Origin of the sequence: Paenibacillus sp. FSL R5-0908 (genome assembly GCF_038006245.1) — a bacterium.
Lineage (GTDB): Bacteria > Bacillota > Bacilli > Paenibacillales > Paenibacillaceae > Paenibacillus_AQ > Paenibacillus_AQ odorifer.
The window spans coordinates 5,482,199-5,494,999 of the sequence record NZ_JBBOUV010000001.1; the positions used below are offsets into that span (position 1 = coordinate 5,482,199).

9 protein-coding genes are annotated in these 12,801 nt (G+C 49.3%); 1 reads left to right on the top strand and 8 read right to left on the bottom strand.

What is annotated here, in order from left to right; genetic code table 11:
* Positions 1-166 precede the first annotated feature (166 nt).
* Genes MKZ09_RS24985 through MKZ09_RS25010 form a run of 6 tightly spaced genes read right to left on the bottom strand, consistent with a single transcriptional unit; the run spans position 167 to position 7,454 of the window.
* Entirely contained in the window at positions 167-1,972 is a 1,806-nt protein-coding gene (locus MKZ09_RS24985) for a glycoside hydrolase family 20 zincin-like fold domain-containing protein (protein ID WP_076208416.1), read from the bottom strand.
* Between the two features lie 26 nt (positions 1,973-1,998).
* Positions 1,999-3,159 (bottom strand): N-acetylglucosamine-6-phosphate deacetylase, encoded by a 1,161-nt coding sequence (locus tag MKZ09_RS24990; protein WP_076208415.1) that lies wholly within the window; start codon positions 3,157-3,159, stop codon positions 1,999-2,001.
* The gene (locus tag MKZ09_RS24995) at positions 3,156-3,935 is read right to left on the bottom strand and encodes a glucosamine-6-phosphate deaminase (RefSeq protein WP_076208414.1); all 780 of its coding nucleotides are present in this window, start codon (positions 3,933-3,935) and stop codon (positions 3,156-3,158) included. The genes MKZ09_RS24990 and MKZ09_RS24995 overlap by 4 nt, the downstream gene beginning before the upstream one ends.
* Positions 3,936-3,981: 46 nt before the next feature.
* Positions 3,982-5,544 (bottom strand): extracellular solute-binding protein, encoded by a 1,563-nt coding sequence (locus MKZ09_RS25000; protein ID WP_076208413.1) that lies wholly within the window; start codon positions 5,542-5,544, stop codon positions 3,982-3,984.
* A gap of 44 nt (positions 5,545-5,588) precedes the next feature.
* Positions 5,589-6,458: a carbohydrate ABC transporter permease gene (locus MKZ09_RS25005; protein WP_076130282.1), complete on the bottom strand. Its 870-nt coding sequence runs from the start codon at positions 6,456-6,458 to the stop codon at positions 5,589-5,591.
* A 15-nt stretch (positions 6,459-6,473) separates the two neighbouring features.
* Positions 6,474-7,454 carry an ABC transporter permease gene (locus MKZ09_RS25010; protein WP_081386549.1) on the bottom strand — a complete coding sequence of 327 codons (981 nt, stop codon included), beginning with the start codon at positions 7,452-7,454 and terminating at the stop codon, positions 6,474-6,476.
* A 263-nt stretch (positions 7,455-7,717) separates the two neighbouring features.
* Here MKZ09_RS25010 and MKZ09_RS25015 point away from each other — a divergent pair, with 263 nt between their 5' ends.
* Complete coding sequence (locus tag MKZ09_RS25015; protein ID WP_076208412.1) at positions 7,718-10,006, top strand: helix-turn-helix domain-containing protein; 2,289 nt, start codon at positions 7,718-7,720, stop codon at positions 10,004-10,006.
* A gap of 75 nt (positions 10,007-10,081) precedes the next feature.
* Here MKZ09_RS25015 and MKZ09_RS25020 read toward each other — a convergent pair whose 3' ends face one another.
* Positions 10,082-12,085 (bottom strand): beta-galactosidase, encoded by a 2,004-nt coding sequence (locus MKZ09_RS25020; RefSeq protein ID WP_076208411.1) that lies wholly within the window; start codon positions 12,083-12,085, stop codon positions 10,082-10,084.
* Between the two features lie 26 nt (positions 12,086-12,111).
* A complete protein-coding gene (locus tag MKZ09_RS25025; protein ID WP_076208410.1) occupies positions 12,112-12,795 on the bottom strand; it encodes an RICIN domain-containing protein in 684 nt (227 codons plus the stop codon).
* Positions 12,796-12,801: the final 6 nt, after the last annotated feature.

The window sequence follows — 12,801 nt, forward strand, 5'->3', positions numbered from 1 at the left end:
TTCATTCTCCTCCAATGTAGTTTGCTAGAACTTTATAAGGTTAGACGCAGCGAAATGGGATTTTGTTCCTGACTATGTTTCAATATACATTTTTATCCAGATACAAATAACAAAAGACCGCACAGCTACCTGCTTACACGATAGCCGTACGATCTTTTCAAAACTCTTATTCTACCTGAGAAAACCCCAGCTCACGGTATAATGTCCGCTCCAGATAATCGTGAAGATAGAAGCGGGATTTCACAAAATGCTCCGCCATATCGGATGGCTGGTAACGCTCCAAAGCCGCTTTCATGCGAGGCAAAACGTTCTCACGTCCGCGGCGATTTCGCATGTAATTGTTCAGCAGCGAGTGCCTTTCCGCTTCGTCTCCCGGATAGAGCTCCCAGCGGTAGACATATTTGTGGATCGCCCGCGAACGGTCCGTCGCCGCTTCAAAATCATGCATAATGGCAATTAGCTCTGCTTCATCCTTATGATCCTTCACCTTGTCCAGCAGCTTCCAGATAACATCATAATAATCTTCCAGCTGATAATTCCCGAGCTGAGTATGACCTGTTCTAGGATCAATGCCATGAAACCGCTCCATGAATCGATCGATAAATGTTGCTGAGTCCGCTTTACGGTTCCAGGCCAAATCGGTGTGCAGCAGCATCGGATACCAGGTCGTCTCAAAGATCCCATAAGGAACACCAAGGCTGAACGGCCCTGTCCAGTTCGTGGCGACGATGCAACCGAGGTCCAGCTTATCCGCTGTCTCCGCCCATTGGAGCAGATTATCCGTCCGGTTCAATAGTACCGGAAAATTCTGATGTTCAGCCCAGTCAAAGCTGCGAACCGCCGGTGCTCCCATAACCTCGATGCCTAGTGACCTGAATTTATCCGCAAGAGAAGAAACCTCAGCTTCAATATTACGTCCGTTGTATATCCAGATCATCGCCGCACTCCGCTTATCCAGCTTTGCCAGTTCCTCCGGCGGGCATTTGTCCAGCATGTCATGCCAGAAAATCACTTTTTTACCACGGCTGGCTGTAAATTCAATCAAAGTGTTCAAAAAAGCGATAAACGCCCGCTCCCGTACCCCTCCGAACAACGTTTTACAGCGTTCGCATTCACATAAGCTGTACACCTCGTCGCAGCCAAGGTGAATATAACGGGAATCCGGATGAGCATCCATCATCTCCTGCAACAAATCAGTAATCAGCTCGAAGGATTCCGGATACGACGGGCAGATCTCCCCCAGGGATAACTCCGTTTCGCGCAAGTGCCGCCAGGTGCCGTGGCGGAGTACATACTCCAGATGCCCAAAACTCTGCTGCAGCGGAATGATCTCAATAAAATACTCATGGGCTGTGCGTTTCAGCTCTTCTAGCTGTATGAGACTTAACGAATGCTGTGGATGCACGAATTCCGGGTACTTCTGGAACGGGAATTTATCTTCGTATTCAATCAGAACCGCATTCGTTTTATACCGGGCAAAATCCGCCAAATACGATAGCAGCAGCTCTGGCTTGGAAAAAGTCTGGCGAAGATCAAAATTCATCGCCCGCAAAGTAGTGTCAGGCCAGTCCATGATAGACACGGCAGGAACTTCCCCTACTGACTTACGCAGTTGTAATAACGTTTGTAACCCGTAAAATAGACCCGGCGCGTCCAGTGCACGAATTACCACCCGGCGCTCCGACACTTCCAGCCTGTACCCTTCCGCCCGGCCGTTAAGCAATTTCAGATCTACTTCATCTGGCTGTGCTCCTTTCGTTTCTGGCTGCGAGAGACTCTGAAGAATAAGTGAATATCCCCTCCCCGAGATAACATGTGTACATTCCAGCTCCGGAAACGCCCGGCGGCAATGAACCACCAGTCTCAGATCATGCCGCTCCATATAGAGGCTCAGGCTTACATCCTCGCTGAACTGAAAAGCTTCGCCATCTTTCGCTTGGATCTGCTTCGGTTGCGGTATCAAGCTCTGCATCGTTCTCCTCCTAATCTTTGCTGTAATTAATTACTGCAAGCCTTGCTATGACCCTTTTTCCAGCATTCCAGCACGGTAAGTGTCCTGTCGTCATAGCAGAAGCTCACGAGATCGGCAGGTGCTCCAGCCCTTAGCCCTGCCGCCTGCTCCAGCCCCAGCAAAGTGGCCGGATGAGCAGAAGCACAATCCCAGGCTTCATCCAGCCGGGCTAATCCAGCCTCCGCAAGATAGGCCACCTGATCTGGAAGCATCATAGTGGAACCTGCCAGCAGCTGAGAATTGCCGGCCAGATGCAGCCGCCCTTCTGCTGCTAATACAACCTCTCCACCAATGTGCAGGTGATAAGTTCCCGGCGGCATTCCGCTCAGCGATACAGCATCGCTGACCAAGATGGTGCGGCTGCGCTTCATCCGCAGAATTACTTTCAACAGAGCGGGCGGCAAATGTTGGCCATCTGCAATCATACAGCCGTAAAGCTCATCCGCCGCCAGCTGCTCCCACAAGTAGTTGGGATGACGGGGCAGCGTCAGATGTGTACCATTGCCGAGATGCGTAGACATCACCGCTCCTGCCGCAACCGCTTCCCTAATCTGCTCGGAGGAAGCTGCTGTATGCCCTATGGAAACAAGGATGCCTGATTCACTGCACCGGGCGATAAATGCAGCGGCGTTTGGCCATTCCGGAGAGACGGTGAGGATACGGATAAGCCCTTCAGCCGCTTCTTGCCAGCGGCACAACATATCCCAATCCGGCGGGCCAATATATTCCCTTGGATGGGCGCCGCGTGGACCCTCTTCTGGTGACAGAAAAGGACCTTCCAGATGAATTCCTACAATCCCCTCAGCATCTTCCGGATACAGCGAAGCGGCTTCCGCAATGGCGGAGACCGCTTGTGCCAGCGCTTCTTTGCCATTAGTAATCAGAGTTGGACAATAGCTGGTTACCCCGTTTCCTAGTAGAAGTCGGGACAGTTCCAATATCGTTTCAGGCTGCAAAGGCAGCGTGTTGAGATCCAGCCCCCAGCCCCCGTTCACTTGCAGATCCACCAACCCGGGTGCCAGCCAGGGCCAATCGGCCCTGGCTGGACTCTCCGCAAGTTCGGTGACCGAAGTGATTCGCCCCTGCTCGACACTTACCTCAACCGGCAGCCCAGTCTTGTAGTGCCTTCCTTTAATTGGCGCGTTCATAGGCCAAAGGCAGCCCGATCCGTGAACATCGTGATCTCCGGATGGGTGCGCAGTATAGTAGCTGGACATGCCGTGCTGATTGAATCATGGAGCGCCGCCTGTAAAGCATTGCGTTTGGACACCCCAGGTACAATTCCGTACAGGTGACGGCCAGCCAGCAAGGCTGGTACCGTAAGCGTCAACGCATGGGTTGGCACCTCGGCCAGCCCGGTAAAACAACCGTCATTCACCTGCTGGCGGCGGCAGGCTTCCTCCAGTTCGACCGCTTTGACCAGCTGCAGGTCAGTAAAATTAGCGACTGGCGGATCATTAAACGCGATATGCCCGTTTTCCCCGATCCCGAGGCAAACGATATCAATAGGTGCCTCGCTCAACAAAGCCGAATATCTCTGGCATTCCTGCACCACATCAGCGGCGAGACCATCCAGCAGTTCTACCCGGCCAGGGTTAACCCGACTGTATAGCCGATCTGTCAAAAAACGGCCGAAACGCTGGGGAGCCGAAGCCGCAAGGCCGATGTATTCATCCATATGAAAAGCAGTAACCCGGGACCAATCAATCCCCTGCTCCCGCACCAGCCCCTCGTACAGTTCATTTTGTGAAGGTGCAGCAGCAAACACAATTCGGACCTGACGCGCAGAATCTTGAAGCAAAGCTCTAATTTTCTGCGCAACCTGCGATGCCGCCGCAGCGCCCATCAGGTTACGATCTTCATAAACCTGAACGGACATCTGCTCTACTCTGTGTGTCTCTAAAGGCTTAATGATGTCATTCATCCCGCTCATCCTTTCCGGGCAACTATCGCCCTTGGCACCAGACAGATTAATTCCCGTTTAACTGAATGTTCTGAACACGGTCGTAAGCTTTCTTATAAGTAGCCAGCAGCTTATCCACGCCGAGATTGTTCATCTCCTCCACATATTTGTCCCAGTCGGCCAGCTTTCGGGAGCCGGTAACAAACTTGGCAAAGCTTTCATCGCGGTGTTTTTGGATCGCCTGGCCGGTTATCGCAATAATTTCATTCTCTTTCTCCGTAAATGCAGGCCGTGGCTGCATCATGGACGGATCATATTTCGTCGCTTCTTCAAAGGCATACTTTAAATTGTCTGAGAACAACGACAGATGTGCCCCAAAGTCGATCCAGGTGTATGTTCCGCTAGTCTGAAGTCCTGTCTGCTTCCGCATTTCGATCACATCGTTGTACTCTGGTTTGAACTTAATCGTGTCGCCTTCCTTCACATACGTCTCGCCCTCCACGCCCCAGCTGCTGAGCGTACGTCCCTCTTCGGAATAAAAAAAGTCCATATAGCTCATCACATCATCGATGTTCTTTGAGGTTGAAGCCACGGTTAGGCCACCTTCCATATAATGAAAATACGGGTTCAGTTGCTTGCCGCCGGCAATGCCCGCTGGAGGAGCCATGAACTGCATGTTGAACTCCGGATTTTCCTGCTGCATCGCATTGTTAAAAAAATCGATCCGGCTGATGTAATCAATGGTCACAAACGATTTGCCCGTGGACACCATGTCCTGCCATTGCTTAGTTTGCAGAGATAGAAAGTCGGGTGGAATCAGCCCTTCGTCATAAAATATTTTCCACATGCCAACCATTTCCTTGTAACTATCTTCCGTGGGTCCAAAAAGCCACTCTTTTTTAGCAAAATCATAATAAGCCCCTTCACCCGTCCCGTAATTCACTGTCATATTGGCATTCATTTCATCGGGAATTTGGCCGTAGCGGATCGAAAGCGGATAGCTGTCCGGATATTTTGCCTTCAAGGTTTTTAGAGCTGTATGCAGCTCCTCATATGTGGCTGGTGCCTGGATTCCTTCTTTGTCAAAAATGTCTTTACGGTATAACCAGATCATGCGGTTCGTCTCGCCAAAGCCCTGATTCGGGAACATATACATTTTGCCATCAGCAGATAGTGCAGCCTTCGCTTCCTCTGGATACTGCTTTACCCAGGCGGTCAGATTCGGCATTTTGTCCATATACTCCATCAAATCCACCAACGCACCCTGTTGCCCGAATTTATTCGATTCTTTGCGGTTAGGCATATACATCAGATCCGGCATTGCCTTCGAGGCAATCGCCAGGTTCAAGCTCTCTTCAAGCTTTCCGGAAGGGGTCTGCACCTCGAGTGTGACACCGGTTTTCTCCTTCAGCCAGCTCCAAATGGGCCAGCTTTTCGAATAAGGGAACGTAGCATTGTTGTCTAAGAGCGCAGTGAAGGTTTTTTCCGTTTTGGACGAGTCAGTAGGTGAAGCGGTACTGCTGCCCTGAGTATTACTCTGCGGCGAGGTGTCATTGCCCCCTCCGCTGCAGCCAGTTACTACGGTTGCTGCAATCATCAGTGGCAGCAGTACAGATTTCCATTTGTTCATTACGATCTCTCCCTTATTCTGAATTTGTGACGGTTCCACCCGCCTCAGCCTTTAACCGCGCCAATCATGGCCCCCTTAACGAAATACTTCTGCACAAATGGATACACAATCAGAATCGGAAGCGTCGAGACCATAATCGTCGCGTACTTCAGCGATTCTTCTATCACCATGTTGTCACCTCCAATGCTAGTGACATCTCCCGAGCTAGCACTGCCAGCCAGCACCAGATTGCGCAGCAGTACTTGCAGCGGGAACAAATCCGGTGAGCGCAGGTAGAGCAGCGGGTAAATAAAGTTATTCCACATGCCAACCGCGTAAAAGAGCGCTATGGTGGCGAAGGAAGCCTTGGAAAGCGGAACAATAATACGGATAAATATACCGATATCATTCAGTCCGTCGATGCGGCCTGACTCCTCCAGCTCTTTAGGAATGCCGGAGAAAAAGGTCCGCATCAGAATCAGATTCCAGGTGCTAACCGCACCCGGCAGCACCATACCCCATACGGTATCGACCAGATCCAGGGAGCGAACCACGAGGAATGTGGGAATCATCCCTCCGCTGAAAAACATCGTCACCACAATCAACAGGGTGAAGCTCTTGCGCAGCGCCATATCACTGCGTGAGAGTGCATAGGCACCCGTGGAGGTGACCACCAGCGAGATCAGGGTGCCAAGCACGGTGTAAATGAGTGTATTTTTGTAAGCCACCCAGATTTGCGAATCTCCGAGTACAAGCTTATACATATTCAGGTTAAAACCCTTAGGCCAAAAAGAAACTGTATTCTTCATGACATGCACATCACTACTGAGAGAGACAGCGAGCATATGCAGGAACGGATAAAGCGTGACCACCACAACCACAAGAAGGATAAAAGTGCTCACGACATTAAACCAGGATAAACGGGGTGATCTCATCACCACACCTCTTTTCTACCATAAACTTGTCTCACTTACACGACGGCTGATGTAATTTGCTGTATAGATGAAGATCAAGCTAATCACGCCCATAAAAAGATCAATAGAAGCGCCATAGCTGAAGTTCCCCTGCACCATACCCACCCTATAGACATAAGTACTGATAATATCCGCTGTGTCGTAGATCGCCGGGTTCTGCATCAGGAATACCTTCTCGAAGCCAATCTCGAGCACTTTACCGATATTAAGAATCAAGGTGATCACGATGGCAGGTGAAATGCCGGGCAAGGTGACATGCCATATTTTACGCATGCGGCTGGCTCCGTCCATATCAGCAGCTTCATACAGCTGAGGGTCGATAGCGGTCAAAGCGGCCAAGTAGATAATAGTCTCCCAGCCGATATGCTGCCAGATTTCCGACAGGACATAAATACCGCGGAACAATCCAGGTTCATTCATGAAATTGATCGGTCCAATCCCTATGGCACCAAGCAGATTATTAATCAGCCCTCCGGTTGGGGATAAAAACATGATTACCATACTGGCTACAATGACATTTGAGATAAAATGTGGAAGATAGCTGACGGTCTGCACAACTCGTTTGAAAGCAGCCTTGCGCACCTCATTAAGCAGAATCGCCAGTAGAATTGGTGCCGGGAAGCCAAAAAACAGCTTATATAAACCAAGCAGAAAAGTGTTTTTCATCAGCGGCCAAAAATCGGGATTCTCTATAAACATCCTGTAATATTTGAGTCCCACCCAATCACTGGCCCAAATTCCCTTAAAAAGATTGTAATCCTTGAAAGTGATAACTAATCCAAACATCGGTGCATAGCGGAAGATCAAATAATACAACAGGCACGGCAGGAACAGCAGCCAGAGCGCCTTGTTTTTATTCCAAGTTCGAAGGATTCCCGCTTTGTGGCGTTGAGGTCGTTGGGGTCGCCGGTGCACTTTCTTTCGCATTTTGTCCTGCACTACGCTAGCTTGAGCCATATGCATGTCTCCTCTTGTTAAAATGATCATAACTCATATAGATGTCAGATTACTTCCCCCTTTTTTCCGGGATTTGTCTCCGAATTATAGCTGCATTTCTTTGGAAAGCGCTATCTACATGTTATATAACATTTCGCCTTAACTGCGGATTTCCATAGAATAGCGTACAAATCAGCAAAATTGCATATTGTTGGTGTTAGCTTTTTGCCGCTATGATAGAATTAATCCAATTCATTTACGGGTGCATCCAAAGGGGGATACATATGAAGGGATCGGTTACTGGCAAATTTGCGCTGAATGCCCTGTTCGTTAAGCTGATGCTAAGCTTCCTCAGTGTCATCTTGATTTTGGCATCATTTAATCTGTTCTCCCATCTGTATTTAAGCGGCAAAATCTATAAGGAGATGATCCGGCAAAATGAGCTTGGCCTCGCACAAACGGTCGAAGGCTACGAAAATCATTTCCGGTTGACCCAGAACATCATTCTTGCCCTCACCCAATCCGATTCATGGACTGCCAATCTGGGCATTCTAAGTCACCTCAAAGAGAACCGCCGATATGATATCCCGGCAGAAGTGATATCGGATCTCTCAACGCTGTATGCTAATCCTTTTCTGCATATCGAAAATTTCATTCTCTATTTTAAAAAGGAAAATTATGTACTGGAGAGGGAGGGCCTAAGCAGCGCCGCAGATATGTTCGGTAAATACTACTTCAGTGCAGAATACCCTCCGGAGTACTGGAGCCGGCAAACGATGGACAATCAATTTTTAAAAGTCATGCCCGCCGCAACCTTTACCGAGAAAACCATAAATTCCACCCGTACGCTCGGAAGGTTAATGCCAGTGCTGGTCAAAGCGATTCCTTATGAGGAGGTGTACGGCATTGTCATGCTGAATCCGCAGCGGATGCAGGCTGCCTACGGAGATGCCGGCAATACCCCGTTCTATATTCTGGATGCGCAGAAGAATCTATTGTTCTCCACATCAGAGGGGAAGCTGCAACAAAGCCAGCTTCCGGAAAGTGACAATGCCCATGAGCGGGTCGGAGACCAATATTACTTCTATGAAAAAGGTAAACAGACTGGATTCACCTATATCCGAGTGACCCAGGTGGCGGCTATTGCTGCGGAAATGCGTGGTATGCAGCTATTGTTGGCTGTATTACTCTCTGCGGCAGTACTGATCAGTGTCCTCTCATCCCTAATCTTCAGCCACCGGCTTAACCAACCGCTCCAGCGCCTGATTGCCGCCTTGGACCGTAAAGCGGGCAGCCGGCCTGAAAAATTAAGCAGTGTGAAGGAATTCGCCATTATCGGCGACCGCCTGAGCTCCATTTTGGAGAATAACCGCTTCATCCAGACCGATCTTGATCATAAGAACTCACTGGTGCGCCAATATGCCTATACTCATAAAGTGAAAAATATCCCGCTGAGTAAAAGCCTCGCGGAGCTTGAAGATGTAAGGCAATCCGAACAGCCCTATGCCTCCATTCTGTTCAAGGTCAGCTTCAAAACCTTACCGGACGAATTGGAGAAACACACACTGATGTTATGGAAGCTGGTTCAAAACTTGATCACTGGTGGAGAAAGTGAAAGCGTCGCACTCCAGCCGGAACATGATCAGCTCATGCTGCTCCTGTTCAATCCCGGACCGCAGAGCAGTTTTCTGCAGGCTCTTGATACACTTAAGGAGCTGCTGGATTCGGAGACATCCTTATATCTGACTATTGCTGTAAGTCCGGTATATTCAGGCGAAACCTCATTTACCGATGCTTACAATAATCTATCGATGTTGTTAAATGAGCGTAGATTAAACGGGGAAACACAAATTATCGTAGAACCTAGAGCCTCATCCGCCAAATCCTTTCATTTAAAGGTGACCCACGGAGAGGAGCTGCACAATCTGCTGCAGTCTGGCAATGAGGAGGCTGTATTCACTTGGTTGGATCGTCAGCTGGAGCAGCTGCAGCACAAGGATGCGGCGGCGGCAGATTTTCGGGCATTTGCCTTGGGAGCAGCGGAACAGACGAGCAAAACGGTGACGAAGCTGAATCTGCCCCAAACGGAAGCTGAGCGTCTCTTACCACCCCGACTAGAGCTATTTAACGCTTTCCACTCAATGGATCAATACAAGGAATGGCTGCGTGATCTGGTTCGTCCTGTGCTCGTGGTCATCAATAGCCACTCGGAGTCGCGCGACCCCATTATCAGCTTTGTGCTGGATTACTTAGACAAACATTACGGCGAGGACATCAACCTCAACCTAGTAGCAGACAAGTTGAATTTAACTCCAGGTTACCTGTCCAGCATTTTTAAAGAGAAAACAAACATCAACTTCAGTGAATATCTGAACAATCTGCGGATTGAGCGGGCGAAAGAGCTGCTAATGAATCTGGAACTGCGGATTCAGGATATCGCGCTTCAGGTCGGTTATCAGAACGTAAATTCCTTCATCCGTATGTTCAAACGTTGTGCGGGAATAACTCCGGGCGAATACCGCAAGCGCTATTCCCGTGATGATTCACTCCCCTCCTCCGGCCTTGGCTTGTAAAGGGGCTACATTTCAGAGGAGAGGACAAAAAAGGCCCCCATTGGCTGGGGGCCTTTTTGTTGTAAAGATTTGCAATCAGAATCCCGTTTTTGGAATCTCTATTGGCACAATATTATAGGGCGCTGTCATACCCGTCCGAACCCGATACATCTGGTCATGAGCCTTTCTCGCTGCTTGTACGAAAGGTTCATATGGACGGTTGCAGACATCCACTACACCGATTTGATAGTTTTCTCCGTCATAACGTCCAAGCACGGGCTGATCATTCCACTGAAAATAATGAACTCCGATCAGCTGCGGGATGGCTGCCCCCTGCTCCACATAATAACGGTAAGCTTCACCGCGCTCCTTCTGAGTTGCCACCGCACGGATCCCATAAGCCAACATGCCGCCTTCAGCCGCACCAAAATGATATTCCCCAATCATGACTGGTTTGTTCAGTCGTCCGCTGATCTGGGCGATCTGTTCCTTGTCAGGACTGAACTGATAGCAGTTCATAGAGAATACATCAAACCATTCGCAGCCCTCCAGCACCTCATCACTGCCAACCCAGGCATAACGCATTCCCAAATTCAGATGATTCGGATCCGTCTGCTTGCAAAGACGGGCTGGCACTTCTACATACCGCCGGATCATGATCCGGTTGAACTGGTTATAATCCACTTCTCGGGCAGAAGTGAGATTATCCCCGGTTACATTCACATTCGATACATCGTATAAATCCTCGAACTCTTCAAAAACGCTATCCCACGCCTTGTTTAATTGCTCCACTGTTTTGTACTTTTCTGCAAGCCAGCGAATGAATTCCTTCTTGCTGGCATAACGGACCGGAGATTTCAGCATCTGCCCGGTCAAATTCAAGCCATCCACGAATGCCCAATGTGGCTCATTACGCATGAAATAGCCAACCATTCTCTGGTCTTCCCTTAATGGAAGAAGCTGCTCCGCAAAGCTCCCGGCATTCCGCTCATACTCCGGGCTAAACACATCCGGGAAATCCCGGAAAATACATTGCTCCGTCATAGGAAAGTCCACTAGAGGATAAACATACGGAAGCTGAGATTCCTTAATGAAAAGATCATTGGACCAGTTACCGATGGTGTTGTATCCCCATTGTTGTAAGCGAAAATCCGTCATAGCCACCCAGTTAGAGCGCCACTCCGCCCCAAAAGCAGTGATCAGATTAGCAATCTCGAAGCTGAATTCCTCGCCATCCTGTGACCAAGCTTCTTGATAGATTCCTTCCCGCTCCGGCAACGAGGGTATCAAGTGTTCCATACCCGTTACATGCATAGAACAGGCTGGACCCACACAGTCCATCCCCGTACTAAACAGGGCATAACCCTCTGGATCAACGAACCACCAGCGGCTGCCGTCAAACTCCGTGCGGAAATATCCGGTTGCCGCGAAACTCAGCGCTTTCCAACCTCCGTACCTGCTGAGGTCACCTCCACTGTGATCAACTTGTGCCACAAATTGCCGCTCTGCGTGCAGCCGATCGGTCAACGCTTCTGCATCAACCGTTTTTCCTGGCCAATCCCTTCCCTTTAATTGGCCCAGATCATCTATATATGGTTGCTGTTCATACTCAAAGGCGGGCTCAGTTAGACTTAGTGCCAAGCCACTAATTTGCACAGCTCTACTTGTTGTTGAAGGGAGAGTAGCGATAGAGAATCGGGTGATATGCTTGCGATCGATGCCTGCATCTCCCCTCAGTACTGTCTGCATCACACCCGGATAACGGGGAAGGAACAGCTTCTCCCCATTTAAATGAATCAAGGGTAAACAAATTTTCGTGCGTACACCAGGTAAAATTCCTACATGATAAGTAATGACGCGATGTTCCCGATCATAAAAACTGAATAACAGCACCAGAACGTCATGGCTTTCATGGTAAACCTCCGCATTAACGAAACCATAATCGCACCAAGCGGCGGATTCCAGATGCCCTGGCTGAAGCTCAAATCCACCACCTTCTGGTGTAGTGATTAACTGAAACGCCTCAGAGGAAGTCGCAGTAAGTTGTGTATGGGGGGCACTTTTAAACCATTCCATAGGGAAGGAGACAGATAAACTCATCGGTATACCTCTTTTCTCTAAACTGTTTACCTTACTGAAATCAGTTGAAAAAGCTGCGGGTCTGCACCTAGACGGGGATCATGGCAGCGTTTGGATTCAAGAAACACACAACCCCAGCCCCCACGCTGTTCTCCTGCTACGGTAAGAACTCTTCCGTCATTGCTCCCAATAGTCAGTGAACCTGTTTCTGACTCTGTAAGCAACCATATAAACTGATCTTCGTTGTCACGAATAGGCTCCAGCAGCAAGGAATTCAACGGGCCAATAGATAAGGCCTTTTCACTGTTTCGAATTCTTGCCCTACCCGTCTCCCCGTATTCAACCGTCCATCTCTGCTGCTGATCTTCATACGAAAGCGTCCGGACTTCGACGTTCAGGGTCCCCTCATGTTCAATGGATTGATTTCCCGCCGCCAGATAAAGCCCCATTCCTAAGCTTTTCAATCTGAACAGATCACTACCAGAGCTGCATTCCACAGCTACGACTCCCTTCCTAAGGTCAATCATCGTTCGCTCTGCCCAGTCAAGCTTCATTTCCCGGCCAGAAGGAAAGCTGAGCGGCAGAAATACATAGGAAGAGGCATAATAATCCGCAGGGTCCCAGCGATCCCCAACATACAGGTAAGAGCACTGGTCATTGTCTGTTCCTACAATAGGAACTATAAAAGCAGGCTGGCTGTCGTATGTAGTGATGTCGCCCAAAGGCAGCAAGGGTGA